Origin of the sequence: Anaeromyxobacter terrae (genome assembly GCF_022690685.1) — a bacterium.
Classification (GTDB): domain Bacteria; phylum Myxococcota; class Myxococcia; order Myxococcales; family Anaeromyxobacteraceae; genus Anaeromyxobacter; species Anaeromyxobacter terrae.
Genome location: NZ_JALCYY010000063.1, coordinates 1 through 24,188, shown reverse-complemented (window position 1 = coordinate 24,188; position 24,188 = coordinate 1). Strand labels below are relative to the sequence as shown.

At 74.9% G+C, this 24,188-nt stretch carries 28 protein-coding genes; 8 read left to right on the top strand and 20 right to left on the bottom strand.

The genetic code is table 11. The features are described from left to right. A partial coding sequence (locus MNY62_RS21140) for a 1-acyl-sn-glycerol-3-phosphate acyltransferase (RefSeq protein WP_242346332.1) occupies positions 1-800 on the bottom strand: 800 nt, incomplete at its 3' end. A gap of 203 nt (positions 801-1,003) precedes the next feature. Between MNY62_RS21140 and MNY62_RS21135 the strand changes: the two genes are divergently transcribed. Further along, complete coding sequence (locus MNY62_RS21135) at positions 1,004-1,531, top strand: ferritin-like domain-containing protein (protein WP_242346331.1); 528 nt, start codon at positions 1,004-1,006, stop codon at positions 1,529-1,531. A gap of 104 nt (positions 1,532-1,635) precedes the next feature. Beyond that, positions 1,636-1,986, top strand: a complete 351-nt coding sequence (locus tag MNY62_RS21130) for a rhodanese-like domain-containing protein (protein ID WP_242346330.1) — start codon at positions 1,636-1,638, stop codon at positions 1,984-1,986. A 60-nt stretch (positions 1,987-2,046) separates the two neighbouring features. On the opposite strand, the gene MNY62_RS21125 is transcribed toward MNY62_RS21130, so the two are convergent. Beyond that, the gene (locus tag MNY62_RS21125; RefSeq protein WP_242346329.1) at positions 2,047-2,748 is read right to left on the bottom strand and encodes an RNA polymerase sigma factor; all 702 of its coding nucleotides are present in this window, start codon (positions 2,746-2,748) and stop codon (positions 2,047-2,049) included. A 218-nt stretch (positions 2,749-2,966) separates the two neighbouring features. Continuing rightward, a complete protein-coding gene (locus MNY62_RS21120; protein WP_242346328.1) occupies positions 2,967-3,806 on the bottom strand; it encodes an EamA family transporter in 840 nt (279 codons plus the stop codon). A gap of 159 nt (positions 3,807-3,965) precedes the next feature. On the opposite strand from MNY62_RS21120, the gene MNY62_RS21115 reads away from it, so the two are divergent. Continuing rightward, positions 3,966-4,289 (top strand): FKBP-type peptidyl-prolyl cis-trans isomerase, encoded by a 324-nt coding sequence (locus MNY62_RS21115; RefSeq protein ID WP_242340479.1) that lies wholly within the window; start codon positions 3,966-3,968, stop codon positions 4,287-4,289. Positions 4,290-4,303: 14 nt separating this feature from the next. On the opposite strand, the gene MNY62_RS21110 is transcribed toward MNY62_RS21115, so the two are convergent. The 5 genes from MNY62_RS21110 to MNY62_RS21090 all read right to left on the bottom strand — a co-directional run bounded on the left by MNY62_RS21110 (position 4,304) and on the right by MNY62_RS21090 (position 8,127). Next, positions 4,304-4,558: a hypothetical protein gene (locus tag MNY62_RS21110; protein ID WP_242346327.1), complete on the bottom strand. Its 255-nt coding sequence runs from the start codon at positions 4,556-4,558 to the stop codon at positions 4,304-4,306. Positions 4,559-4,648: 90 nt separating this feature from the next. Beyond that, positions 4,649-4,840, bottom strand: a complete 192-nt coding sequence (locus MNY62_RS21105) for a hypothetical protein (RefSeq protein WP_242346326.1) — start codon at positions 4,838-4,840, stop codon at positions 4,649-4,651. Between the two features lie 140 nt (positions 4,841-4,980). Then, the gene (locus MNY62_RS21100) at positions 4,981-5,394 is read right to left on the bottom strand and encodes a peptidoglycan-binding domain-containing protein (protein WP_242346325.1); all 414 of its coding nucleotides are present in this window, start codon (positions 5,392-5,394) and stop codon (positions 4,981-4,983) included. Beyond that, positions 5,391-6,542 (bottom strand): DUF748 domain-containing protein, encoded by a 1,152-nt coding sequence (locus MNY62_RS21095; protein ID WP_242346324.1) that lies wholly within the window; start codon positions 6,540-6,542, stop codon positions 5,391-5,393. Before MNY62_RS21095 ends, MNY62_RS21100 begins: the two co-directional genes overlap by 4 nt. A gap of 136 nt (positions 6,543-6,678) precedes the next feature. Next, on the bottom strand, positions 6,679-8,127 hold the full coding sequence (locus tag MNY62_RS21090; protein ID WP_242346323.1) for an aminoacyl-histidine dipeptidase: 1,449 nt from the start codon (positions 8,125-8,127) through the stop codon (positions 6,679-6,681). A gap of 146 nt (positions 8,128-8,273) precedes the next feature. Here MNY62_RS21090 and MNY62_RS21085 point away from each other — a divergent pair, with 146 nt between their 5' ends. Next, positions 8,274-8,468: a hypothetical protein gene (locus MNY62_RS21085; protein ID WP_242346322.1), complete on the top strand. Its 195-nt coding sequence runs from the start codon at positions 8,274-8,276 to the stop codon at positions 8,466-8,468. Positions 8,469-8,497: 29 nt separating this feature from the next. Here the strand turns inward: MNY62_RS21085 and MNY62_RS21080 are convergent, their stop codons facing one another. From MNY62_RS21080 to MNY62_RS21070, 3 genes are all read right to left on the bottom strand, one after another. After that, entirely contained in the window at positions 8,498-9,025 is a 528-nt protein-coding gene (locus tag MNY62_RS21080) for a ribonuclease H family protein (RefSeq protein WP_242346321.1), read from the bottom strand. A gap of 651 nt (positions 9,026-9,676) precedes the next feature. Continuing rightward, entirely contained in the window at positions 9,677-10,159 is a 483-nt protein-coding gene (gene ybaK, locus MNY62_RS21075) for a Cys-tRNA(Pro) deacylase (protein WP_242346320.1), read from the bottom strand. Beyond that, entirely contained in the window at positions 10,156-10,764 is a 609-nt protein-coding gene (locus MNY62_RS21070) for a phosphorylase family protein (protein WP_242346319.1), read from the bottom strand. Before MNY62_RS21070 ends, ybaK begins: the two co-directional genes overlap by 4 nt. 104 nt (positions 10,765-10,868) lie before the next feature. Here MNY62_RS21070 and MNY62_RS21065 point away from each other — a divergent pair, with 104 nt between their 5' ends. Then, positions 10,869-11,489, top strand: a complete 621-nt coding sequence (locus tag MNY62_RS21065; protein WP_242346318.1) for a tRNA-uridine aminocarboxypropyltransferase — start codon at positions 10,869-10,871, stop codon at positions 11,487-11,489. Between the two features lie 48 nt (positions 11,490-11,537). Here the strand turns inward: MNY62_RS21065 and MNY62_RS21060 are convergent, their stop codons facing one another. The 3 genes from MNY62_RS21060 to MNY62_RS21050 all read right to left on the bottom strand — a co-directional run bounded on the left by MNY62_RS21060 (position 11,538) and on the right by MNY62_RS21050 (position 15,265). Continuing rightward, positions 11,538-12,491: an Ig-like domain-containing protein gene (locus MNY62_RS21060; protein WP_242346317.1), complete on the bottom strand. Its 954-nt coding sequence runs from the start codon at positions 12,489-12,491 to the stop codon at positions 11,538-11,540. 138 nt (positions 12,492-12,629) lie between these two features. Beyond that, entirely contained in the window at positions 12,630-13,703 is a 1,074-nt protein-coding gene (locus MNY62_RS21055; RefSeq protein ID WP_242346316.1) for a trans-sulfuration enzyme family protein, read from the bottom strand. Positions 13,704-13,915: 212 nt separating this feature from the next. Further along, complete coding sequence (locus MNY62_RS21050; protein ID WP_242346315.1) at positions 13,916-15,265, bottom strand: Kelch repeat-containing protein; 1,350 nt, start codon at positions 15,263-15,265, stop codon at positions 13,916-13,918. A gap of 140 nt (positions 15,266-15,405) precedes the next feature. Here MNY62_RS21050 and MNY62_RS21045 point away from each other — a divergent pair, with 140 nt between their 5' ends. After that, entirely contained in the window at positions 15,406-16,152 is a 747-nt protein-coding gene (locus MNY62_RS21045; RefSeq protein WP_242346314.1) for an NYN domain-containing protein, read from the top strand. A 42-nt stretch (positions 16,153-16,194) separates the two neighbouring features. Here the strand turns inward: MNY62_RS21045 and MNY62_RS21040 are convergent, their stop codons facing one another. Then, entirely contained in the window at positions 16,195-17,967 is a 1,773-nt protein-coding gene (locus tag MNY62_RS21040) for a monovalent cation:proton antiporter-2 (CPA2) family protein (RefSeq protein ID WP_242346313.1), read from the bottom strand. A 72-nt stretch (positions 17,968-18,039) separates the two neighbouring features. On the opposite strand from MNY62_RS21040, the gene MNY62_RS21035 reads away from it, so the two are divergent. After that, the gene (locus tag MNY62_RS21035; protein WP_242346312.1) at positions 18,040-19,224 is read left to right on the top strand and encodes a 6-phosphofructokinase; all 1,185 of its coding nucleotides are present in this window, start codon (positions 18,040-18,042) and stop codon (positions 19,222-19,224) included. Between the two features lie 133 nt (positions 19,225-19,357). Continuing rightward, entirely contained in the window at positions 19,358-20,305 is a 948-nt protein-coding gene (locus MNY62_RS21030) for a cation diffusion facilitator family transporter (protein WP_242346311.1), read from the top strand. Between the two features lie 39 nt (positions 20,306-20,344). On the opposite strand, the gene MNY62_RS21025 is transcribed toward MNY62_RS21030, so the two are convergent. The 5 genes from MNY62_RS21025 to MNY62_RS21005 all read right to left on the bottom strand — a co-directional run. After that, the gene (locus MNY62_RS21025) at positions 20,345-21,049 is read right to left on the bottom strand and encodes a spermidine synthase (RefSeq protein WP_242346310.1); all 705 of its coding nucleotides are present in this window, start codon (positions 21,047-21,049) and stop codon (positions 20,345-20,347) included. Beyond that, the gene (locus MNY62_RS21020) at positions 21,046-21,558 is read right to left on the bottom strand and encodes a tellurite resistance TerB family protein (RefSeq protein ID WP_242346309.1); all 513 of its coding nucleotides are present in this window, start codon (positions 21,556-21,558) and stop codon (positions 21,046-21,048) included. The genes MNY62_RS21025 and MNY62_RS21020 overlap by 4 nt, the downstream gene beginning before the upstream one ends. Positions 21,559-21,623: 65 nt before the next feature. Then, a complete protein-coding gene (locus MNY62_RS21015) occupies positions 21,624-22,013 on the bottom strand; it encodes a cupin domain-containing protein (RefSeq protein ID WP_242346308.1) in 390 nt (129 codons plus the stop codon). 101 nt (positions 22,014-22,114) lie between these two features. Beyond that, positions 22,115-22,951 carry a DNA-formamidopyrimidine glycosylase family protein gene (locus MNY62_RS21010; protein WP_242346307.1) on the bottom strand — a complete coding sequence of 279 codons (837 nt, stop codon included), beginning with the start codon at positions 22,949-22,951 and terminating at the stop codon, positions 22,115-22,117. Between the two features lie 261 nt (positions 22,952-23,212). Beyond that, positions 23,213-24,188, bottom strand: a 976-nt coding sequence (locus tag MNY62_RS21005; protein ID WP_456298374.1) for an Lhr family helicase, incomplete at its 5' end; no start/stop codon positions are given.

Below are 24,188 nucleotides of genomic sequence, written 5' to 3'. Positions count from 1 at the left end.
CGCGCGAGCGCGACGAGCGAGGCGACCTGCGCGAGCGGGCGGTGCGCCGCGGCGCGATCGAGCGTGTCCTGCACCGTCCGCTGCACCTCGCGCGCGACGGCGCTGCTGTACTCCGAGTCGATGAGGGCGGCGCGCCCGCGCGCGCCGACGTCGACCGGCGGGTGGAACACGACCTTCCAGCGCGCGGGCAGCGGGAGGGCGAAGACCGGCAGCCCGATCGAGGAGCCGATGATCGGCTCGAGGAAGCGCACGGTCCACGCGACCGGCAGGCTCTCCTCCCCCCCGAGGATGGCGACCGGCACGATGGGCGCGTCGAGGGCCGCGGCGACCCGCACGAACCCGCGGTTCCACGGCCGCATCCGGTACGCCTCCCAGAACGGCTTGGTGTTCCCCTCGACGCCCTCGGGGAACACCGCGACCGTGCGGATCTCCGGCGGGAGCCGCTCCGGCCGCCGGAACGACGAGGCCGGCAGCGCGCCGAGTCGCCGCAGGAACGGCCCGAGCACCGGCGCCGCCAGCGCCGCGTCCGCGGCGGCGAAGTACGGGCTCCCCTCGCGCCCGAGGAGGCGGCGCACCGCGAGCGCGAGGAAGAACGCGTCGAGGGCGAACCAGCCCGCGTGGTTCGGCGCGAACACGAGGCGGCCGCGCTGCGGGACGTGCTCCGCCCCCTCCACCTCGAACGAGAACCAGCCGATCCGCACGAGCCGCTCCACGAGCGGCACGAGCTTCCCGCCGACCAGCGCCTCGTCGATGGCCGGCGCGGCGGGCTCGATCGCCGAGGTGCGGTGCAGGGTCGACATCGGGTGGCCTCGGGCCGGTGGAGCCTCGGAGGTATCGCCCGCACGTCCGGCTCCCCCGCGCGGGCCACGGCAACGCTGCGCTCCTGCCTCCGTGACGAGAAGCCCCCTCACGGAGACCCCACCGCGGTGCGTCGCGCGGGCATGCGCGACGTTAGGTCTCCTGCGCTCCCTCGCCCCACCCAGGCGCCACGCTCGGAGGAACCATGAACGCCGCCATCGACTTCGGCTCGCTGACCCTGCAGGACGCGCTCGACCTCGCGATCCTCATCGAGGACGAGGCGCGCGACCGTTACCAGGAGTTCACCCGGATCGTGGGCGGCCGCTACGCCGGCGACGCCTCGGACATGTTCATGCTCATGGCGTCCTACGAGAAGCGCCATGGGACCGAGCTCGCCGAGCGGCGGCGCGCGCGGTTCGGCGACGCCCCCCGGCGCGTCTCGCGCGAGCAGCTCTACGACGTCGAGGCGCCCGACCTGGGCCAGCCGCGCGTCTTCATGTCCGCGCGCCAGGCGCTCGAGGTCGCGCTGTCGTCAGAGGAGAAGGCGTTCGACTTCTTCTCCTCCGCGCTGCCACACGTGAAGGACCCGGAGGTGCGGGCGCTCTTCGAGGAGCTGCGCGGCGAGGAGCGGAAGCACCAGGAGCTCGTGCGGTCGCGGCTCGAGAAGCTGCCGCCCGGCCCGGACGTCGAGGAGGAGGAGGCGGACGAGCCGGGCTCCGATCCGGGGAACTGAACGAGCGTGGGGGCCCGACGATCGCGAATCGCCCCCCGGGCGAACCGACGACGCGGCCCCGGCCCGAACCGTTTTTCGCGCCGGGGCTCCAACGTTCGATGAACATGGATGGATGGACATGGGCCGTCGTTGCCGCCGTGGGGCTGGCGTTCCTGGTCGCGCGTCGGCTGCTCGTGCGCCGTGCGCCGGCCGAGGTCGTCCTGCAGCAGATCAAGGCGGGCGCGAAGATCGTTGACGTTCGGACGCCGGGCGAGTTCGCGGGCGGAGCCTATCCGGGCGCCGTCAACATCCCGCTGCAGGCGCTCCGCGGTCGGCTGAGGGAGATCCCCAGGGATCGGCCGGTGGTGCTGTATTGCGCCTCGGGCATGCGGAGCGCGTCGGCGGCGCGAATCCTCGAGCAGGCCGGCTACGCGCAGGTCGTCAACGCCGGAGGGCTGCACCAGCTGCCGACGTAGGCGCTTCACGCCCGCTCGCCGCGGCCCGCCCGGACGCGGTCGCCCCGACCCTCGCGCGCGTCACGAGCGCATCGGACGTGCGTCCGCGAGGATCCCGGAGAGCACCGCTCTCACGACCCGGTCGCAGCGCGGGGCGAGGAACGTGAACGCCTGCGGCGCCGCCTCGCCGACCTCCTCGGCGAGGATCTCGCGCAGCGCGAGGCGGGCGCGGTGGAGCCGCACCTTCACGTTCTCCTCCGAGAGCTCGAGCGCCTCCGCGGTCTCGGCGGTGGAGAGCTGCTCGACCTCCCGGAGCATGAACACGACGCGGTGGTCGTCGCTCAGCCGGCCGACGGCCCGCTCCAGCAGCTCGGCGGCCTCGCTCCTCGCCGCCCGGTCCTCAGGTCCTTCTTCGCGCGCGCCTCGGGCCATCTCGTCGACCTCCGCCGAGAGCTCGAGGGCGTCGACGCGCTGCCGCCGGCGTACGACCGCGAGCGCGGCGTTGAGCGCAATCCGTGTGAGCCACGTCGCGAACGAGGACGTACCCTCGAACGCGGCGAGCGCCCGGTAGGCTTGCAGGTAGGTCTGCTGCATCGCGTCCTCGACGTCCGCCGAGTCCCGCCGCAGCACCGCGCGGATCGCGCGATAGACGCGCTGGTTGTGCCGGCGCATCAGGATCTCGAAGGACGGCGCGTCCCCGGCGAGGACGCGCCGGACCACGTCCTCGTCCGAGCCGCCGACCGCCCGGAACTGCGCCGCCGCTGCGCCCGCCCCGCTCGCCATGGTCTCTCTCCTTCGCTCGTTCGATGCGGGAGCCGGCGCCGCGTTACAACGCCTGCCCCGGGCCTCCCCGAGTGGCCCGTGCTTCAGAGGCGCCCACCGGACCCCCCGCTCGCTCCAGCACCACTCGCGCGCTCCACGGGAGCGACGCAGCCCCGGCGGGGGCCCCCGCAGCAGCTCGACTGCCGGCTCCTCGGCAGGTCAGCCGAAGCTTCCGGCCCTCACCCCGCGATCAGGGCGATCGCGCCGAGCACCGCCAGGATGCCTGCCGACTGCGGCCGGGTAACGCGTTCCCGGAGAACCCCGGCCGCGAGCGCCACCGTGCTCGCCGGGTACATGGAGGACAGGACGGCCGCGACGTCGAGGCGGCCGGCCTGCGTCGCCAGGACGAAGAAGACGTTGCCGCCCGCGTCGAGCACCCCGGAGAGAAGGATGAGCGGCGCGGCGGGCCGAGCGGGCGCCCAGCGGCGACGGCGGGCAGCGGCCACGACGAGAGCGATCACGAGCGACGTCCCCCGCGCCGCCGCGAGCGGCCAGAACGTCCCACCCTGCGCCCCGCGATCCATCAGCACCAGGTACGCGCCAAAGCCGCAGCCGGCGACGAGGGCGAGCGCGAGCCCCTCCCGTCCGGCGCCGGGCGGACCCGCGCGCGCGATGAGCCAGATGCCCGCGAGCGCGAGGACGAAGCCGGCGAGCTTCGAGCCCGGCGGCATCCCCTCGGCGAGCGCGCTCCACGCCACCGGGATGCTCGCCGAGAGCACTGCCGAGACGGGCGCGACGACCGCCATGCGCCCCTCCCCGAGCGCGCGGTACAGGGCGGCGAGGCCGACGGCCCCTGATGCGCCGGCCGCGGTGCTCCAGGCGAGCGTGGCGGGCGCGGGAGAGACCTCGCGGAGCAGCAACGCCGTCGCGACGATGAGCGTCACGCCCGCGGCCTGGCCGAGCGCGAGGACGCCCAGGACCGGCGATCGCTTCGAGGCGAGCCCTCCGGTGAAGTCGCCCGCGCCCCAGGAAACGGCCGAGGCGAGGCCGAGCAGCGTGGCGGCGACGCTGGGTGTCATCCGGCCCGAGCGTACCCTTTCCCGCGCCCACGAGCGCGTCCCGGCGAATGCCCGCCCGCCCGGCGCCGGGCGCGGCGCCGCCGTGCTCCTCGCGCTGGCGGGCCTCGCGCGCCGCCGCTACGATGCGAGCCCACCCACCCGAGCGCGAGGAGTGCACGCATGGCGAAGCCGAAGATCGAGGACGTCGTGAAGGGAAAGGGCCCGGAGGCGGTGCGCGGCAAGACGGTCGAGGTGCACTACACGGGCTGGCTGACGGACGGGAAGCAGTTCGACTCATCCGTCGGCGGTGATCCGTTCTCGTTTCGGCTCGGCGCGGGCGAGGTGATCGAGGGCTGGGACCGCGGCGTCGCGGGGATGCGCGTCGGCGGCAAGCGAAAGCTCACGCTGCCCCCCGACCTCGCCTACGGGGCTCGCGGAGCGCCGCCGGCGATCCCGCCCGACGCGACGCTCGTGTTCGAGGTCGAGCTGCTCGCGGTGTACTGAGCGAGCAGCCCGGATCAGAGCGGCGGACAGTGAGGCAGGAGCGCCGCGCGCTCGTCGTCCACGCGGCGGAAGCGGTACAGCCGTCCGCAGCGCTGGACGTGCCTCACCTCCCCCGCCTCGTCGAAGAGCACCGGGAACCCGGCGCGGCGCCACTCGCGGCGCGTCCCCACGGTGTTCAGCACCCGGGCGACGGTCGGCGGCGTCGACGCGTCGTCCTCCCCCTCGAGCTGCCAGCAGTCGGGCTCCGGGGCGGTCGGCAACAGGGCCATGTTCACCTCCGCGTTGCGCGCACCACGCTAGCAGCGCGGGCGGCTCGCGGGCGGCGTCCTCGATGTGTTCGACCAAAGCGGGGACGCGCGTCAGCGCGCGCGCAGCAGGAACGCCAGGGCCCCCCAGACACCCGCGAGGCCCGTCGCGACGTACAGCGCCCCCGCGGCCATGGCCCGGCCGCCCGTCAGCATCCCGCCGCTCGTGCGCATCGCCCGGCGCACGAACCCGTCCCGGACGCCGAGCCAGGCGCACGCGAGGCCCGAGGCGAGGAGCACCGCCACGACGAGCCAGTGCAGGGGGTTGCCGCGATCCAGGAAGAGCTCGATGACCGCCTCCAGACCTTGCTGACGTCGAGTCTACCGCAGGGGCATCCGGCTGGAGGACGGCGTGACCGGAGGTGACCGGGATCACGAGCTGTCGCTCAGTCCCCCTCCCCGCCCCCCTCGCGCCCGTAGGCGCGCTCGGGATCGACGCCGAGCCGCTGCAGGGTCTCGCGGTCCGGGAAGCCGGTCGCGGCGAGGTCCTGCGACTGCTGGAACTTCCGGAGCGCGCGGGACGTCGGCTCGTCGAGCTCGCCGGCGCGGTGCTCACCGAGGAAGCCTCGGTCCGCGAGCGCGCCCTGGATGGCCTTCACCGCGCCGGGGGCGAGGAGCGCCTCCGGCGCCGCCGGGATGCGCGGCCGCCCCGCCTTCGGGGGGACGCCCTGCTCCTCCTTGCGATCCGGCGCCTCGGGCTTCGGCGACCCGCCGGGCGCGGGCGAGGTCGGGTGCTGCGGGTGGCGGCACGCGCCGGCCATCACGACGAGGGCGAGCGCGAGGGCGGCGCGCCGGCTCACTTCTCCCCCTTCGGCTGCGCGCGCGGCTGCGCCTCCCGCCTGGGCGACAGCGCGCGACGCGCCTGCTCCACGACGTTCTCGGGCTGCTTCGCCTTGGGAGGCGGCAGGCCCGAGAGGCCGTCCTCGAGGCCGCGCACGAAGGCGTTCCGAACGATCCCGAGGATGGTCGGGACGGCCTGCGCCTTCGGATCGTCGACGGTCCCCTGGATCGGGATCGTCGTCGCGACGGCCTCGCGGCCCGGGACGTCGTCGCTGAAGATGCGGAGCGACAGGTCGGCGAGGAGCGACTTCAGCTTCGGCCCGAGCCCCTCCTTCGCCGGCTTCGTCCCGGCATCCTTCACGATGGGACGGACGCCGCCGGAGATCTTCCCGCCCACTGCGCGGAACCGGATCGACATGTCGAGCTCGCCCTTGTCCGGCGCGATCCCCGCCTTCGAGCCGACGAGCGAGGCGAGCTCGACGAGCTTCAGTCCCTCGAGCCTTCCCTGCCCGGCGAACGTGAGCTTCTTCGCGAGCGGGTCGGCCGTCGCGAAGAGCGAGACGGCGCCCGAGCGCTGCAGCACGCCGCGGGCGGCGAGCACCGTGGGCTCGTTCTTGGCGAGCGCCTTCCGCGTCGCGAAGTTCTCGAGCGTTCCCTCGATGCGATGCAGCCAGAGCTCCGGCCGCTCCGGCTCGCGCTCGTCCACCCAGAGGAGCTCGCCGTCCTTCACCTGAAGCCGGTCGAGCCGGAACGGCGCGAGCGCCTCGATCCCGTGGCCGACCTGCGGCGCCTCCTCGGCGCCCTGCTTCCTCGGCTGCTCCTTCGCGCTGACGAGCGTGAGCTTCGGCTTCTCGAGCTCGACGGCCGCGACGACGTGCCCGCGCACGAGCTCCTTGAAGTAGAGCCCGAAGCTCGCGTGCTCGGCCTGGAAGTACGGGAGCGCCTTGCCGCCGGGCGCGAGCTTCTCGATGCGCAGGCCACGGATGCCGTACGAGAGATCGTGGACGCTCACCTCGACGTCCTGGAAGCGCCCGCGCATCCCTTCCAGGCCCGCGAGGACCTTCCGCGTCCGCCAGGTGACGAGCGGATCGATCGCGGCGCGGGCGGCGACGAGCACGACGAACACGATGGCGAGCGCCACGAGGAGGCGCTTCCGGCCGCGACGCATGGGGATCCCCCAGAAAAGCTGGGGGCCCTCCCCCGCGCGCGCATGAACGAACCGCCGCGTCCACGGTCGAGCGCCGCGGGGACGGCCGGCCGCTCGCCGTGCGCGGCGGGGCAGCGCGCGAACGGCGTCCGCGCCCTCAGACGCGCTCGAGGACCGCCACGAGCAGCTTCCAGAACGCAGCCACCGACGCGATCCGCGCGTGCTCGTCCGGCGTGTGCGCGTCCTTGATGTCGGGACCGATGGAGGCCATCTCGACGCCCGGGTACTTCTCGCCGATGAGGCCGCACTCGAGGCCGGCGTGGATCGCCTTCACGATCATCGGCTTCCCGAACACGTCCGCGTGGACGCGGTCCACGAGCTTCACGAGCGAGGACGCGGGCTCGGGCTTCCAGCCCGGGTAGCCGCCCTCCTGGCTCGCCTCGAAGCCGGCGAGCGCGCACGCCGCCGCGATGCGCGCGGCGAGCGCCTGGCGCGAGGCGTCGATGGCGCTGCGCGTGAGGAAGGTGACGAGCACCGTGCCGTCCTGCGTCTGCACGAGGCCGAGGTTCGTCGAGGTCTGGACGAGGCCGGGGATGGCCGGGCTCATCGCCTCGACGCCGTGCGGTCCAGCGAGGAGGAGGCCGAGGACGGCGCGCGCGTCCGCGGCCGACATCACGCGCTCGGCGTCGCCGGGCTCCACCTCGATCGCGAGGTTCGGGTCGAACGCGCCGAGCGCCGCGCCCCACTCCCGCGCGAGCCGCGCCACGTCCTCGCGCAGCGCAGCCTCGCGCCCCGCGTCCACGCGCACCATCGCCGAGGCCTCGCGCGGGATGGCGTTCCGCTTGTTGCCGCCGTTCACCGCCGCGATCGCGATCCCGTGCCGCTCGACGAGCGCGTCGAGCACCTGGGCCAGGATGCGGATGGAGTTGCCGCGGCCGGCGGCGATGTCCACGCCGGAGTGACCGCCCTTGAGGCCGGAGAGCTTGACGCGGAGCGGGATCGTGCCCGGAGCGGGCGGGGCGAGGGCGAGCTTGCGGGTCGCCACGGTGTCCACGCCGCCGGCGCAGCCGATGGTGAGCTCCCCCTCCTCCTCGCTGTCGAGGTTGAGGAGGTACGGCGAGCGGAACCAGCCCGGCGCGAGGCCCTTCGCGCCGGTGAGCCCCGTCTCCTCGTCGATCGTGACGAGCACCTCGACGGGACCGTGGCGGACGTCCTTGCTCGCGAGCACCGCGAGGCCGGCCGCGACGCCGATGCCGTTGTCGGCGCCGAGCGTCGTCCCGCGCGCGCGCACCACGTCGCCGTCGCGGTACACGGCGATCGGGTCCTTCGCGAAGTCGTGCGGCGTGCCCTCGTTCTTCTCGCAGACCATGTCGACGTGACCCTGGAGGCACACGCCGGGGCGATCCTCGCGGCCCTTCGTGCCGGGCTTGCGCACGAGGACGTTCCCGAGCGCGTCGGTCAGGACTTCACAGCCGAGCGCGCGGCCCTGATCGGCGACCCATCGGGCCGCCTCCGCCTCGCGCTTCGAGCCGCGCGGGATCCGGGAGAGCTCGAGGAAGTACCGCCAGAGGAGCTTGGGCTCGAGGTCGCTGAGGAGTTCGCTCACGGGTGGGCCTCCGGTGCCGGATGGAATGGGCGCGCAGGGTACCACGGCCCCCGCCCGGCACGTCGCGTCTGCTCGGCCCTCGAAGGCGGCGATCCCTCCCTCCCGGGGGCGTGCCGCAGGCCGCCGGAGGTGCGAGGTTCCGGGCTGTGGATCCCGTCGCGCCAACGGCCGCGCCGCGGCCGGACGAGGACGTCGAGCGCTGCGCCTCCTGCGGCGAGCGGCTCCGGCCTCAGGATTCTCGGAATTGCGCGCTCTGCGGCCGCCGCACCTGCCTGCGCTGCCTCGCGCCGTACGGCCACTTCATGCAGGCCTGCGAGGAGTGCCGGCTCGCGTCCTGGTGAGGCTCCGCTTCGAGCCTCGATCGCGCGGCTCAGCCGATGACGGCGGCCGCACGGAGCGCCTCGACGACGCTCGCCTCGGTGGGCCCGGGGACCCCCCGCGCCGCCGACTGCGCCAGCGCGTCGACGATCTCGTTCACGGCGTGTCCGTCGTGGCCGCGGACCCACGCGTAGCGGACGGTGAGCTCGCGGCCGCGCGCGTCGAGCGCCTCGATGAGGTCGCGGTTCAGCACCGGCTCGCCGGAGGCAGTCTTCCAGCCCTTCTTCCGCCAGCCGTGGATCCACTTCGAGAGCGCGTCGACGACGTAGCGCGAGTCCGAGACGACGTCGACCACCTCGCCCGCGGGCAGCCCCTGGAGCGCCTCGAGGACGGCGCGCAGCTCCATGCGGTTGTTCGTGACCGCGTACGTGCCGTCCTGCACCCAGCGCGTCGCCCCGAAGCGGAGCGCGGGGCGAACGCGGTCCACGACGACGAAGCCGGTGCCACCCGGGCCACCGGGGTTGGAGAGGGAGGAGCCGTCGGAGAAGGCGAGGTAGCGGGCCGGGGAATCTTTCGACATGGGGGCGGGCAAGGTAGCGGAGGGATCTGACGACCGACCTCGACCTCGACCTCGACCCCGACCTCGACCCCGACCCCGACCCCGACCCCGACCCCGACCTCGACCCCGACCTCGACCGCAACGACCGACGCCGAGCCCTCCACCCACCCCGCCCGCAGCGCGCCGCCCCACGTGGCGGGACCTCGCGCCCGCAGGCGGGCCACTGGACGCGGTAGGCACCGCCCCGACCCACGGACCGCAATGCAACGCGGTCGGCCTAGGCGACGTAGCCCACGTGCAGCTCCGCCCGCAGCCCCGCGTTGCCGGCGGCGTCTGGCGGACGGCACCGCCCCCCGTACCTTGTCCCCGTCCATCGTGGCCCGCCGAGGACAGCGCTGCTCGCCTGGGCTGAGCCCGTCGCGAGGCGCACGATGGCGTCGCCGAGGCGGGCACACGAGGACCGAGCAGTGCAGGCGTGCCTGTAAGGCACGTCGAGCAGCGCAGGGACGAGTCTGCCCGCCGCAGGCAGCCAGCGTGCGCCGCAGCAGGGATTCAGCCCAGGCGCGCAGCGCGTTGGGTCCCGTCCCGGCGGCGCGCCACGGTGACCTCGCCCGCGGCGATGTCGGCCAGAACGACCCCGCCCCCGACCGCTAACCCGCCATCGCCCCGACCTCACCCCTCGATCGCCACGTCCACCGCCACCGGCGAGAGGACGCGGACGAGGTCGGCGGGCGCGATGCCGACGAGGAAGCCGCGCGACCCGCCGTTCACGTAGATCTTCGGCAGGTCGAGGATCGTCCGCTCGACGTGCACCGGCATCGGCTTGCGCGTTCCGAACGGGCTCGTGCCGCCGACCATGTAGCCGCTGTGTCGCTGGGCGACGTCGGGCTTGCAGATCTGGACCGTCTTCTTCCCGATCTGGCGGGCGAGCGCCTTCGTCGAGACCTCGCGGTCGCCGTGCATGAGCACGACGAGCGGCGCGCCGCCCTCGTCCTCCATGACGAGCGTCTTCACGACGGCGTGCTCCGGGACGCCGAGCTCGCGCGAGGAGACCGCCGTGCCGCCGTGCTCCTCGTAGCGGTAGACGTGCTCGGTGTAGGCGACCTTGTGCTGCCGCAGGAGCCGGGTGGCCGGCGTCGAGGGGGTCTTGCTCATTCGAGGAGCTCCTCGGCGCCGAAGACGCCGCGCTCGCGCAGCGCCGCGACGAGCGCGCGGCTCGCGGCGGCGTGGTTGGCCTTCCACTCGGCGTGCGCCTCGGGACCCACCCGGTTCGCGACGGCGAGCGCCGCGGCGGCGGGGACGTTGGCCGCGGCGCAGGCGGCGAAGACGCCGGTGAGCTCGAGGTGCTCCGCGGCGGCGAGCTCCGCGAGCGAGCGCGCGCCGTCCTCCGTGAGCGTGATCGCGGGAGGCACGGCGACGCGGTGGGCAGGGAGCGGCAGCGTCCAGGTGGCGGGCCAGCGCGTGCGCTCGAGCGCCGGCCGGTAGGCGCGGCCGTTCCGCTCGTCGAGCGAGGTCGCGATCGCCTCCGACGCCGCGATGAGCTCGCCGGGCGCGAGCCGCGCGTCGTAGGCGCCGCAGGTCCCGACGAAGAGGACGCGCTCCGGCGCGTGCAGGGCGAGGAGCCGCGCCGTCTCCACGGCCGCCGCCAGGGCGCCGACGCCGGTGCAGGCGACCGCCCAGCCGTCGGGCGGGGTGGCGTCGAGGCCGGCGAGCTCCGGCGGGAACGCCGCGAGCAGCAGGCGGGCGGGGCGGGCGGGCATGGCGCGCATGGTACGACAACCGCCGCGAGGCGGCGCCGCGTTCGCGCGCGGGTCCGGCTTCGCTCGACGCGACGGCCGCGTCCGTGCTTTCCTCCCGCGCTCCGATGCGCCCGACCTGCCGCCGCTGCCTGCGCCCGACCGCGTTCTGCGTCTGCGCGGAGCTCCCGGTGATCCCGTCGCGGACCCGCGTCGTGCTGCTCCAGCACCCGCGGGAGGCGCGGCTCGCGATCTGCAGCGCCTGGCTCACGCGGCTCGCGCTCGAGAACTGCGAGCTCCACCGCGGCGTCGCCTTCGAGGAGAACCTCGCCGTTCGCGCCGCCGCGGCGACACCGGGGGCCGCCCTGCTCTTCCCCGGCGACGGCGCCGTCCCCGCCGCGGCGCTCACCGGCGCACCGCCGTCCGTGCTCTTCGTCGTCGACGGGACCTGGCCGCAGGCGGAGAAGATGATCCGGGCGACCCCGAGCCTCGCGGTGCTGCCGCGCGTCGGCGTCGTACCGGAGCGACCGAGCGGCTACGGCGACCTGCGGCGCGAGCCCGGACCGGAGCACCTCTCGACCGCCGAGGCGGTCGCGCTCGCGCTCGGCGCGCTCGAGGGGGACCCCGCCCGGTTCGCGCCGCTCGTCCGGGCGTTCCGCGCGAGCGTCGAGAAGCAGCTCGGGTGCGCCCACGGCGAGCGGCGAAGCCCGCGCCACCGGCCCGGGAGCCGGTGGGCGGGCGCGGGGTAGTCGACGGTCGTCACGCGGCGTGCCCGCCGCGGGAGCCGAGCGGCTCGGCTACTTCGCGACGCGAACGTTCAGCGATGCTGTCTTGGTCGTCTTCCCGTCCGTCGCGCTGAGCGTCACCTTCGTCCTGCGAGTCACCGCGGACGTCGTCACGCCGAACGTCGCGCTCTGCGCGCCGACCGGCACGATGACGCTCTCGGGCACGGCCGCGCCCGCGGGGTTGCTGCTCGTCAGCGTGACGACGATGGCCTCGGTGGCCGGAGAGGTCAGCGCCACCGTGCCGACGACCGCGACCGAGCCGCCCCCGATGACGGAGCCGCGGGAGAGGCCGAGGTAGGAGAGCGCGGCCGGGAGGTTCGTCACCTCGATGGTGGTGCTCGCCGTCGCGCCCGAGACCGGGTCGAGGGCGGTGATCGTGGCGGTCCCGACCGCGACCGCGGTGACGAGCCCATCCTGGGACACCGTCGCGATCGCCGCATCGGACGAGGTCCAGGCGACGCTCGCGGTCAGGTCGGCGGACGTGTCGTCGGTGAGCGTGCCGTCCGCCTGGAGCTGCAGCGTGGAGCCCACGAGGAGGGTCGGGTCGATCGGCGACACCGCGAGTGAGACGACCTGGGCGGAGAGGACCTCCACCGTCACGCGCCCGGCGACGCCGCTCGACGGCTCGGTCGCGGTGACCTCGCTCGTCCCGACCGAGGCCGTGGTCGCGAGACCGGCGTCGCCTGCGGCATTCGAGACGGCGACGATCGCCGGGGTCGCCGAGCTCCACACGACCTCGGTGGTGACCTCGCGCGTCGAGCCGTCGGAGTACGTCCCGGTCGCGGTGAGCCGCACCGACTCCCCGAGCGGGACGGACACCGCGCCTGCGGTGGCCGGCAGCACCTGGATGGCTGCGAGGTGGGGTCCCGCGGCCGGGCTCTTGTCGCTGCTGCTGCAGGCGGCAAGCGAGACGGCGGCGATCGCGAGAGCGGCGACCGTTCCAGCGGCGTGGCGGTGGGCGAGCATGGATTCTTCCCCCTGAGAGCACGGCGCCTGGGCGGACGCCTGGCCGCTCGGACGTTGATGTCGCAGGGGGAAGGATGCGAGTCGGGCGATACCGGGACACGATCACGGTGCGTGTGGCTCGCGTGGCCCGGGCGGGGGTCAACGCCCGCCGAGCTCGTCGAGCCCGCGCGCGAGGTCCCGCTCGAGGTCCTCGGGATCCTCGATCCCGACGGCGAGGCGCAGGAGCGCCGGCGGCGCGTGCGGATCCTGCTTGCGCCGCCACTCGACGAGCGACTCCACCCCGCCGAGCGACGTCGCGTCGCGGAAGAGGCGCAGCGTCCCCGGGAGCGCCCGCGCGGCGGCCTCGGTCGCGAGCTCGATCGACAGGATCGGGCCGGGCCCGCGCATCTGCCGCTTTGCGAGGGCGTGGCCCGGGTGCGACGGGAGCGACGGGTGCCACACGCGCGCGACGCGCGGCTCGAGGAACGCGGCGAGCCGCGTCGCGGTGGCGGTCTGCTGACGGACGCGCAGGCCAAGCGTGCGGACCCCGCGCAGGACGAGCCAGGTCTCGAGCGCGCCCGGCACGCCGCCGGTGACGGTGCGGGTCGCGCGGAGCCCGTCCGCGAGGGCGGGATCGCGCGCGACGAGGACGCCGCCGAGCGCGTCGGAGTGGCCGGAGAGGAACTTCGTCATCGAGTGGTAGACGAGGTCCGCGCCGAGCGCGAGCGGCGCCTGCAGCACCGGCGTCGCGAACGTGCCGTCGACGACGACGCGCGCGCCGGCCGGCCGCGCGCGCGCGACATGGGCGGCGATGTCCTGCAGCTCGCAGGTCGGGTTCTTCGGCGTCTCGAGCCAGACCACGTCCCCCGGGCCGAGGTCGGCCTCGAGCGCGACCTTCTCCACGCCGAACGGCGCGAGCGCGTCGATGGCCGCGTGCGTCCCGTGGTAGCCGCCCGGCGCGATCGCCACGCGGCGCGGCTGGAGGTGGAGGAGCGCGGCCGTGGCGGCCGCCTGCCCCGACGCGAAGGTCACCGCGTGCCCGCCGTCCAGGGCGCCGAGCACCGCCTCGAGGCGCCGCCGGGTCGGCTGATCGTTCCGCGCGTAGACGAGCCCCGCGTCGTTGTCCGCCGCGAAGGTTGTCGAGACGTGGATGGGCGGCGCGATGTCGGGGGTGGGCTCCACGGCGGCGTCGGCGTGGAGGGCGAGGGTGTCCGGCCGGAGGAGGTCGTCCATGCGCGGCATCCTCCGGCCGCGGCCGGTCCGGAGCAAGCCCTACGCCGCGAGCAGTCGCGCCGGCAGGCGCAGCGCCCTCGCCCGGGAGAAGCGGTTCGCGGCGGACGGGCCGGTCCGCTGGGTGCTGCACGTGAACCCGTTCCGGCGCGCCGAGGACCGGGAGTGGCTCTTCGTAGGGCTCGCGCGGGCGCGGCTCGCGGGTGCCGTGAGGCTCACTCGTACAGCTCCGCCGCGGCGACGGGCCACCCGCCGCTCCCCGCGCCCCCGTGCACGAGCACGCGCGCGTCCGGGAGGCGCACGAGCGCGTGGCCCGCGCGCGGCGACGCGAGCGGCGGGCGGGCCGTGAAGGTGCCGGCGGCGGGATCCCAGGTCTCCACGTCCGCGAGCGGCTTCCCCTCCCCGTCGTATCCGCCGGCGACGAGCACCTCGCCGCTCGCGAGCTCGACCGCCTCCGGATCCATCCGCGCCGTGACGAGCGACCCCGCGGGCGACCAGAGGCCAGTCGCCGGATCCCACACCTCGGCCGCGGCCACGGGGCCGACGTCGTCGAGGCCGCCCACGACGAGCACGCGCCCGTCGCGCAGCGCGACGGCGCGGTGCGAGCCCCGCGGCGCGGCGAGCGCGCCGGCGTAGGCGAAGGTCTCGTCCCGGGGATCGAAGAGCTCGGCCTCGACGGCGGCCACACCGTAGAAGGAGTTCCAGCCGCCGGCCACGAGCACGCGCCCGTCGCCGAGGAACGTCGCGCTGTGCCCGAAACGCCCCTGGACCATCGCGCTCCCTCGCGGCGCGCGGGTCGCGCCCGTGCCGGGGTCGAGGATCTCCTCCGTCGGGTGGCTCCCCACGCGCTCGCCCATGAAGTCGCCGCCGAGCACGAGCACCTCGCCCGTCTCGAGCGCGGTGACGGTATGCGCCGTGCGGCCCGCCGCGAGCGTGCCGCGCGCCTCCCAGGCACCGGTCGCGCCGCTCCACACCTCGACGCGCGTGCTCGCCAGCCCCGAGCTGCTCTCGCCGCCCGCGGCCAGCACCTCCGCGAGCCCGACGCGCGCGGCGGGAGCCCTCGCCCGCTCGATCGTCAGATCGCCGGTCCGGGTGAAGGTCGCGGTCGCGGGATCGAAGATCTCGGCGGTGTCCCAGAACGTCGGGCCGTCGGACTCGCCGCCGAACAGGAGCACGCGCCCGTCGGCGAGCTGCACGGCGCCGTGGCCGGCGCGGGCGTACCCGCCGGCCGCGATCGCGACGAACCGGTGGCGGTAGCCGAACGGGACGAGCACGTCCGCGTTCGCGCGCTCCGCGCCGCGCTCGACGTGCAGCTCGAACCGGACCGGACCCGCGAACGGGCCGACCGTGTAGGCGCCGCCGCTCTCGACCGGCCCGACGAGCGGCCAGATCCGCCCCGCCCCGCCGCGGAACACGGGCCGGAGGACGACCGGGACGCCCGGGGTCGCCGCTGCCGGTGAGGCGGTGAACGACTCGATCGCCGGGGGACCGGCGGGCGCATCGTCCGAGGCGCGACAGGCGAGGAGCGCGGCGGCGGCCGCCGCGAGGGAGGAGATCGAGCGCATGGGCGGCCTCCCGATTACGGTCAGTGCGCGGGGTCCGCAAAGCCCAGATGGAGCTCGCTCGACCCGCCGTCTGCTTGCGCCCGGGCGCCTTCCCTGCCAGGGTGCGCGCGCGGGCCCGACGTCCGGGCCCGGGAGACCGAATGAAGCGCGACACCAGCCACGACCAGCGCATCGCCCTGTTCATCGATTTCGAGAACCTCGTCACCCGCACCGGCCTCTCGGCGGAGACGTTCGACCTCCAGCCGGCGCTCGACACCCTCCTCGAGAAGGGCAAGGTCGTGTTCCGGCGCGCCTACGCGGACTGGACGCGCTTCTCCGACGCGACGCAGCGGCTCCACGACAAGGGCGTCGAGCTCGTCGACGTGCCGCCCTCGACCCGCGCCGGCAAGAACGGCGCGGACATGCGGCTCGTCATCGACGCCCTCGAGCTCGCCTACCTGCGCGAGCACATCGACACGTTCGTCATCGCCTCCGGCGACTCCGACTTCTGCCCCCTCGCCTACAAGCTGCGCGAGAACGACCGCACCGTGATCGGCATGGCGGTGCGCGAGGCGACGAGCCCGCTCTTCGTGAAGGCCTGCGACGAGTTCATCTACCTGCGCCCGGGCGGGAAGCGGCGCTCCGAGGCGAAGGAGAAGGAGCGCCCCGCGAAGGAGAAGTCGATCCCGGAGGTCGCCCGCGAGGCGACCGCGGCGCTGCTCACCCGCGCGAGCGGGCCCGTGAACCCCTCCGCGATCAAGGCCGCGATCGTCCGCCGCGAGCCGGACTTCGACGAGCGCGACCACGGCTTCTCTTCCTTCAGCCGCCTCCTCGAGGCGATGGAGAAGGACGGGCTCCTGAAGCTGGAGCAAGGGGCGAAGGGCCAGTGGTACGTGGTGCCCGCCTAGCTCGGCGCACGATCCCGGGCTCGCGGGAGGAGCCGCGAGCCTTCAAGCGGATCGCTCGCGCGCGTCCTCCTCGAACAGCTTCTCCAGCTCCTCGCGGCCGCGCCTCGCGATGTCGGTGAGCTTGTCGAGGTCGTCCTGGTGCTGCCAGGAGGCCTCGAACTGGGCCTCGTCGTGCTCGCGGAAGCGCTCCACCGCCGTCCGCGCCTCGATGTAGTCCACCCCGAGCGCCTGGAGCACGTCCGAGGTCATGACGAGCGAGGAGTGGAGCGTCTCGCGCACGATGCGCCGGATGCCCAGGCGGCGGAGGCGGTACGCGTGCTGCCGGTTGCGGGCGCGGGCGAGGATCGCCACCTGGGGGAAGTGCTCGCGCACGACCTCCGCCGTGCGCACCGACGCGTCCACGTCGTCGATCGCGAGGACGAACAGGCGCGCCCGCTCCACCCGCGCCGAGCGCAGGAGGTCGAGGCGCGAGACGTCGCCGTAGAAGACCTTGTTCCCGAAGCGCCGGATGAAGTCGATGTGCTCGGGGCTCGCGTCGATGGCGGTGAAGGGGATGTGCTTCGCGCGGAGGACGCGTCCCACCACCTGCCCCACCCGCCCGAACCCGGCGATCACCACCGGCGGATCACCCTCGGGCAGGACGTCGAACTCGCGCGCCGGGCCGCGCCCCAGGCGACGCCTGACGACGCGCGCGTGGAACGCGAACAGCACGGGCGTGGTCGCCATCGAGAGCGTCACCGCCACGACGAGGAGCGCGGCCAGCCCCGGGTCCATGACGCCGTCGGACGCCGCCAGCCGGAAGAGCACGAAGCCGAACTCGCCGCCCTGCGAGAGGAGGACGCCGAGCGCGAGGGCGGGCTCGGCGCGCCCGAGGGAACGCCGGCCGACGGCGAAGGCCACGAGCGTCTTCAGCGCGACGAGACCCGCGACGACGGCGGCGACCGCGAGGGGGCGCTCGACGAGCACGCGCAGATCGGCGGTCATGCCGACCGCGAGGAAGAACAGCCCGAGCAGGAGCCCCTTGAACGGCGCCACGTCCGCCTCGAGCTCGTGCCGGTACTCGGAGGTGGCGAGCAGCACGCCCGCGAGGAACGCGCCGAGCGCCATGGAGAGCCCCGCGGCCGACACGGCGAGCGCAGTCCCGGCGACGAGGAGGAGCGCGGTCGCGGTGAAGAGCTCGGGGTTCCGGAGCGACGCCACGAACCGGAACACCGGCCGCGCGACGAGCCGGCTCGCGACCACCACCCCGCCCACGACCGCCACGGCCTTGGCGACCGTCAGCCACACCGGCTCCGCCGCGTGCGCCCGCGCGTCGAGCGCGGGGAGGAGCGCGAGCATGGGGATCACCGCGAGGTCCTGGAACAGCAGGATGGCGAACGCCAGCTGTCCGTGCCGCGTCCCGAGCTCGTTCCGCTCGCCGAGGAGCTGGACCACGAGCGCGGTGGAGGAGAGCGAGAGGCCCAGCCCCGCGACCGCGGCAGCTCGCCACGGGATCCCGAGGGCGACCGCCACGCCGGCGATCGCGAGCGAGGTCACCAGGACCTGGAGGGCGCCGAGGCCGAACACGTCCCGGCGCAGCTCGACGAGCCGGCGCGGGTCGAGCTCGAGGCCCACGAGGAAGAGGAGGAGCACCACCCCCAGCTCGGCGACGTGGAGCACGCCCTCGGCGTCACCCGAGAGGCCGAGCCCCTGCGGCCCCACGATCGCTCCGGCGACCAGGTAGCCGAGGACGGAGCCCAGGCCGACGCGGGCCGCGAGCGGCACCACCACGACGGCGGCGGCGAGGTAGACGAACGCCGAGCGCAGGAACGGCAAGGGGGACCTCCGCGGGGGCCGACTGCGGGTTCTTAGCGGCGCGATGGGCGGAGTGCGCCTAGGATTACCCGCATGGCACGCATGCGCGTCGGGATCCTCACGGGCGGGGGCGACGTCCCCGGCCTGAACTCCGTCATCAAGAGCGTCGTCTACCGGGCCGCGGACCACGAGATGGAAGTGGTCGGCATCCGGCGCGGGTGGGAAGGGCTCACCCACCTGAACCTCGACGACCCCGCGAGCCGCGGCCGCTACGTGCTGCCGCTCAACCGCGAGAACACCCGCACCATCGACCGGACCGGCGGCACGTTCCTGCACTCGAGCCGCACGAACCCCGCCCGGATGAAGCAGCTCCCGCCCCACCTCGCCGGCCGCACCTTCCCGACCGCGCAGACGACGAAGAAGGGCCAGACCTCGACGACCCACGACATCTCGAGCGCGGTGCTCGCGAACCTCGAGGGCCTCAAGCTCGACTACCTGCTCCCCATCGGCGGCGACGACACCCTCTCCTACGCCGCGCGGCTGCACGAGCTCGGCGCGAAGGTGATCGCGATCCCGAAGACGATGGACAACGACGTCCGGAACACCGAGTACTGCGTCGGCTTCTCGACCGCGATCACGCGCGCGATCTCCGCCATCGAGCGGCAGCGGACGACCGTCGGCTCCCACGAGCGGATCGGCATCTTCCGCATCTTCGGCCGCGACGCGGGGTTCACCGCCTTCTACACGGCGTACGTCACCTCGATCCGCTGCATCATCCCGGAGTACAAGCCGAAGCTCGAGCACATCGTCGACCTGCTCGTGACGGACAAGCGGCAGAACCCGTCGAGCTACGCGCTCGTGGTCCTCTCGGAGGGCGCCGAGTGGGAGGGCTACAAGGTCCAGGAGTACGGGGAGCCCGACGCCTTCGGCCACCGCAAGAAGGCGAGCGTCGCCGAGTCGCTCTCGGACGCGATCAAGTCGCGCGCCGGCGAGGAGACGATCGTCTCGGACCTCACCTACGATCTCCGGTCGGGCGATCCCGACTTCGTCGACAAGCTCGTCGCGAACACCTTCGGCACGATGGCGTTCGACGCGCTGCTCGAGGGGAAGAGCGGGCTCATGTCGGCGATCGTCGACGGCAAGTACGACCTCATGCCGATCCCCGACCCGAAGCTCGGGCCCCGCAAGGTGGACGTGGCGTCGATGTACAACACCGAGCGGCTGCGGCCGATCTACGCGAACAAGCGAGGCCTGCCGGTCTTCCTGAACCGTGCGTGAGTGGGCGCGGGAGCGCTCGCGCTCCCGGCGGCCGGCGCAGTGCGGCCCCGTGGCGCTTGCAGCGCGCGGGCAGCTCGGGCAGAACGGGGTGCCGTCGCCGCCTCGCGCGTCGGCCGCACTCTCCTCGCTCCCCATGACCCGCTCAGCCCCATCCTCCCTCGCTCGCTTCGCCTGGCTGTCCATCGCCGCTGCGGTCGCGACCATCGCGCTGAAGACGCTCGCCTGGCGCATGACGGGCTCCGTCGGCCTGCTCTCCGACGCGCTCGAGTCGATCGTCAACCTCGCCGCGGCGGTGATGACGCTCGTGATGGTGACGATCGCGGCCCGGCCGCCGGACGAGGAGCACGCCTACGGCCACGGAAAGGCGGAGTACTTCGCGAGCGGGCTCGAGGGCGCGCTCATCCTCGTGGCGGCCGGAGGGATCATCTGGACGGCCTCGGACCGGCTCGCCCATCCGCGCCCCCTCGAGCGGCTCGGGCTCGGCCTCGCGGTCTCGGTCGGCGCCTCGCTCGTGAACCTTGCGGTGGCGCAGGTGCTCATCCGGACCGGCAAGGGTCGCCACTCCATCGCGCTCGAGGCCGACGGCCACCACCTCATGACGGACGTGTGGACGAGCGCGGGCGTGCTCGTCGGGATCGGGGCCGTCGGGCTCACCGGCTGGCAGCGCCTCGACCCGCTCGTCGCCATCGCGGTAGCGCTCAACATCGTCTGGACGGGGGTCCACCTCGTCCGCCGCTCCGCGCTGGGCCTCCTCGACACGGGCCTCGCGGCCGCGGAGCGGCGCGCGCTCGACGAGGTGCTCGCGCGCCACGCCGCCGCGCACGTCCAGTTCCACGCGGTCCGGACGCGCCAGGCCGGATCGCGCCGGTTCGTGTCCATGCACGTGCTCGTGCCGGGCGCCTGGACCGTGCAGCGCGGGCACGCGCTGCTCGAGGAGATCGAGCGCGACATCCGCGCCGTGATCCCGAACGTCACGGTGACGACGCACCTCGAGCCGATCGAGGAGTCGGTGTCGTTCGAGGATCAGGAGCTCGACCGCACCGCGCCGCCGGTCCGGGATCCGGCCGGGCAGAGCCGCTGAGCCGGCCCCGCGGCCTCCGCGCGCGGGGGCGACCCTTCCTCAGCGCCGGCTGACCGCGCCCACCCCCGGGCGGCGCGTGCCCTCGCGCACGCCCACGATCACGGCGTGCCGCACGCCCCCGGCCTCGCCGCGCGCGGGCGCGGCGATCGCCTCGGCCGCCAGGCCCGCCCGGCCGAGCCGCGCGACGTAGCGGGGATCCTGGCCGGCCGACCAGACCGCGAGCGCGCCGCCGGCGCGGAGCGCGTCGCGGCAGGCGCTGACCCCCGCCTCGCCGTAGAGCCGGGCGTTCGCCGGGTGGGCGAGCGCGGAGGGCCCGTTGTCGACGTCGAGCAGGATCGCGTCCCACGCGCCCCGGTCCGCGGCGATGCGCTGGAGGACGTCGCCCTCGACGACGCGGACCCGCGGGTCGTCGAGCGGGCGGCCGGCGAGGTGCGCGAGCGGGCCGCGGTTCCAGAGGACGAGCGCGGGGATGAGCTCCGCCACGACGACGCGTGCGCCGGGCGGGAGCCGATCGAGCGCGGCGCGGAGCGTGAACCCGAGGCCGAGCCCCCCGACGAGCACGTCGCGGGGCGCGCGGGCGCGCGTGAGCGCCGCGGCGGCGAGGGCCTCCTCGGAGCCGTGCGTCCGGCTCGTCATGAGCACGCGGCCGGCGGCCCGGACCGACCACTCCTCCCCCCGGCGGGAGAGGACGAGCTCCGCGCCGTCCGGGGCGCGGGCGCGGTCGATCGTCTCCCAGGGGATCACCGCTTGTTCACCGACCGGTGCTCCGAGTAGGCGCTGCGGATGTGGAGGTAGTCGCGGTCGGTGAGCCGGAGCTCGCGGCAGATCTCGCGGATCGCCTCCTCCTCGGCGACGGAGATGGCGCCGTCCGAGGCCGCCACCGCGAACAGGCAGTGCACGAGGTCCATCCGCTCCGCGTCGCTCGCCTGGTCCCGGAACGTCCGGGCCGCGAGGAAGTTCTGCGTCTCGCCGCTCGCGCGGTGCTCCGCCTTGGCGATCTCCACGACGAGCGCGGCCTGGTCGGGCGGGAGGTGGCCTTCGGTCTCGACGATCCGCGCCATCGCCTCGGTCTCCGCCGAGTGGACGTCGAGATCGACGTTCGCCACGCGGGCGAGGAGGAACGCGAACAGCGCGAGGTGCTCCGCGCGCTCGGCCGGGAGCGCCTCGAGGGCGCGCGCGACGCGGTGGACCACGCTGGCGTCGCGCGCCGGCTCCGGACGCGGGACGAGACCGAGCCACTCCAGGATCGACATGGCCCTCTTCTACCGCGCCACCGGCCGCGGCGCAGGCTCGAGCGCGCGCACCGGGTCCGTGAAGGTCAGGGCGCCTTCGGCCCGGCCCCGCCCGGCGGCGGCGCCCCCTTCTCGCCGCCCTCGGGCCCGTAGAAGAGGACCCACGTGAAGAAGTCCTCGCTGAAGTCCTCGAACCAGTGGATCTCCCCGGCAGCGGCGAAGAGCACGTCGCCCGCACGGAACGCGAAGCGCTGGGTGCCGTTCACGAAGGAGCCCGCGCCGCGGACGACCACGTAGACCTCGTCGCGGTCGTGAGGCCGCTGCGTGTCGCGGCCGCGCGGCGCGAAGATCTCGACCTGCAGCGAGCCGTGGCGGAAGACGCCCTCGAACCGCTTGCCCCCCGCGCGCGGCAGCCTCGCCATCGCCGCGCTCGCCGCCACGTGCCTCGCCAGATCGAAGACGTCCTGCCCCGCCATGTCACCCTCCCGGGAGAGAGCCGGAACATACCTCAGCGTCGTCCGTCCTGAACGAGCCCTGGGGAACGCGACGCAGCGAGCCTCGTGCGGGGCGGCCCGCGCTACCCGCCGGACGCGGGCTGGCAGCGCGGGCAGTGGTAGGTCACGCGGGCGCCGGGGCCCTGGCGGCCGAGCCGGATCGGGGTGCCGCAGCGGCGGCACGGCTCGCCCGCGCGCCCGTAGACGAAGAGCCGCTCGTCGGGGTTCGACCGGCCCGTCGTGCGCCGGCCGCCGAGCCAGGTGGTGGCGCCCGCGCCGTATGGCGCCACCGCGGCGAGGAGGACGCGGCGCGCGGCCGCGACGAGCGCGGACAGCGCGGCGTCCGTGAGCGACGCGACCGTCCGGTAGGGGTCGACGCCGGCGATGAACAGGATCTCCGACTTGAGCTCGTTGCCCACGCCGGCGAGCGCGCCCTGGTCGAGCAGCGCCTCTCCGATCTCGCGCGCGGGCCGCGCGCGCAGGCGGCGCTCCGCCTCGCGCGCGTCGAAGTCCTGGGCGAGCAGGTCGGGGCCGAGCCGGGCGAGGTCCCGCTGCCGCGCGAGGCCGCGTCCGTCGAGGAGCTCCGCCACGGGCAGGTCGAAGCCCACCGCGAGCCAAGGGCGGGTCTCCACGACGACGCGCATGGCGTCCCGCGGGCGCCGCCAACGCTCGCCCGGACGGTACAGGTGCCAGCTCCCATTCATGCGAAGGTGGCTGCGCAGGACGAGGTCTCCCGAGAAGCGCAGGAGGAGGTGCTTTCCCCGGGCGCTCACCGCCTCGACGGTGCGGCCGGCGATGGGACGGTCCTCGTCGACGCGCGCGAGCCGGGGCAGCACCGTCTCGAACCGGACCACGGTCTCGCCCGCGAGCGCCCGGTGGAGATTCCTCGCGGCGCGGTGGATGGTGTCGCCCTCTGGCACGCGCTCCTCCGCTAAACGACAGTCCGCGATTCACGATCACCTTCGGTGTCGCGCGTCGCGCTGTCGTTTAGCCATGTTCTGACGGGGGCTGCGCCCCCGCCCCGCCGAGCAGAGCTCCGCGCGCCGGTGCGCGCATTCGGATGACGCCCCGCCCCGCCGGCCGGGTCCCGTGCGCCGCCGCGGGCGGCTTCGCCGCTATCGCGGTGGCGCCCCGGCGGGCTCGCTTCGCTCGTTGACGATTTCCGAATCATGCTCGCTCGTTTAGGGCAGCTCGCTGCCCGCCGAGAGCGCCGCGGCAGCCGCCGCCCGGCGCGTGAGCTGGAGCCCCGCCGACGTGGGTACGAACCCGGCCGCCTGGAGGTATCCCGCGAGCGGGTGGGCCGCCGCCGGGCCGCCGTCGATCTCCACGAGGAGCGCCGCCTCGGCCTTGCCGTGCAGGGCCCGGACGAGCTCGGTGAGGGCGGAAGCGAGGGCGGCGCCGACGTGTGAGCGCTCCGGCTCGAACTCCGGGAGCCACGCGAAGAGCTGCCGCGCGCCGCGCGCCACCCAGGCCGCGAGCTCGCCGTCGACGAGCACCACCGACGCGCCCACCGCGCGCGCCGGCCGCTTCCCCTCCGGGGCGCCCTGCACCGCCGGCCACTCGAGGAGCGCGCCGTACGGATTCGCCGGGTCCGTCGCGGCGAGCGTCACGACCTCGGCCGCCTCGGGCGGCTCGCGCAGCGCCCGCAGCAGATCGAGCACGCCCGGCTGGGCGAACTGCATCGCCCCCACCCCGCCGACGAAGTAGCCGCGGCGGATCCGGCCGCTCTCCTCGAGGTGGCGGAGCACGTCGTAGACCGCGCTGAAGCCGCCCGGCAGCGACTCCGCGGCGGCCGCGCCGCGGGTGACGAGCCCGTAGCGGACGAGGAGCTGCTGCGCGGTCGCGGCGCTCCACTCGGTCGCGGTCGGGATCCCGCCCGCGAGCTCCCGGCGCGCGGCGACCAGCGTCCAGCGCCCCCCGGCGGCGGGCGGCGCGGCCCGCCGCGACCGGAACGCGGCCGGCGCCCGCGCGAGGACCCGGCCGCGCTCGCGGCGGGCGGAGGGAGGCTCGGCGTAGGAGCGGAGCGCCTGGAACGTGTCGTTCGTGACGAGCCCGCGCCAGACGAGGTCCCACAGCGCGTCCACCGTCTGCTGCTCGTACCCGCCGCCCGCGGCGGCGTGCAGCTCGGCGAAGAACGAGGCGCCGCGCCGGGCGAGG

Coding starts and splice junctions, on each gene's coding strand:
- MNY62_RS21135 (WP_242346331.1), top strand. CDS start 1,004: ATGAACGCCGCCATCGACTTCGGCTCGCTGACCCTGCAGGACGCGCTC.
- MNY62_RS21130 (WP_242346330.1), top strand. CDS start 1,636: ATGGATGGATGGACATGGGCCGTCGTTGCCGCCGTGGGGCTGGCGTTC.
- MNY62_RS21125 (WP_242346329.1), bottom strand. CDS start 2,748: ATGGCGAGCGGGGCGGGCGCAGCGGCGGCGCAGTTCCGGGCGGTCGGC.
- MNY62_RS21120 (WP_242346328.1), bottom strand. CDS start 3,806: ATGACACCCAGCGTCGCCGCCACGCTGCTCGGCCTCGCCTCGGCCGTT.
- MNY62_RS21115 (WP_242340479.1), top strand. CDS start 3,966: ATGGCGAAGCCGAAGATCGAGGACGTCGTGAAGGGAAAGGGCCCGGAG.
- MNY62_RS21110 (WP_242346327.1), bottom strand. CDS start 4,558: ATGGCCCTGTTGCCGACCGCCCCGGAGCCCGACTGCTGGCAGCTCGAG.
- MNY62_RS21095 (WP_242346324.1), bottom strand. CDS start 6,542: ATGCGTCGCGGCCGGAAGCGCCTCCTCGTGGCGCTCGCCATCGTGTTC.
- MNY62_RS21080 (WP_242346321.1), bottom strand. CDS start 9,025: ATGTCGAAAGATTCCCCGGCCCGCTACCTCGCCTTCTCCGACGGCTCC.
- ybaK (WP_242346320.1), bottom strand. CDS start 10,159: ATGAGCAAGACCCCCTCGACGCCGGCCACCCGGCTCCTGCGGCAGCAC.
- MNY62_RS21070 (WP_242346319.1), bottom strand. CDS start 10,764: ATGCCCGCCCGCCCCGCCCGCCTGCTGCTCGCGGCGTTCCCGCCGGAG.
- MNY62_RS21065 (WP_242346318.1), top strand. CDS start 10,869: ATGCGCCCGACCTGCCGCCGCTGCCTGCGCCCGACCGCGTTCTGCGTC.
- MNY62_RS21060 (WP_242346317.1), bottom strand. CDS start 12,491: ATGCTCGCCCACCGCCACGCCGCTGGAACGGTCGCCGCTCTCGCGATC.
- MNY62_RS21055 (WP_242346316.1), bottom strand. CDS start 13,703: ATGGACGACCTCCTCCGGCCGGACACCCTCGCCCTCCACGCCGACGCC.
- MNY62_RS21050 (WP_242346315.1), bottom strand. CDS start 15,265: ATGCGCTCGATCTCCTCCCTCGCGGCGGCCGCCGCCGCGCTCCTCGCC.
- MNY62_RS21045 (WP_242346314.1), top strand. CDS start 15,406: ATGAAGCGCGACACCAGCCACGACCAGCGCATCGCCCTGTTCATCGAT.
- MNY62_RS21035 (WP_242346312.1), top strand. CDS start 18,040: ATGGCACGCATGCGCGTCGGGATCCTCACGGGCGGGGGCGACGTCCCC.
- MNY62_RS21030 (WP_242346311.1), top strand. CDS start 19,358: ATGACCCGCTCAGCCCCATCCTCCCTCGCTCGCTTCGCCTGGCTGTCC.
- MNY62_RS21020 (WP_242346309.1), bottom strand. CDS start 21,558: ATGTCGATCCTGGAGTGGCTCGGTCTCGTCCCGCGTCCGGAGCCGGCG.
- MNY62_RS21015 (WP_242346308.1), bottom strand. CDS start 22,013: ATGGCGGGGCAGGACGTCTTCGATCTGGCGAGGCACGTGGCGGCGAGC.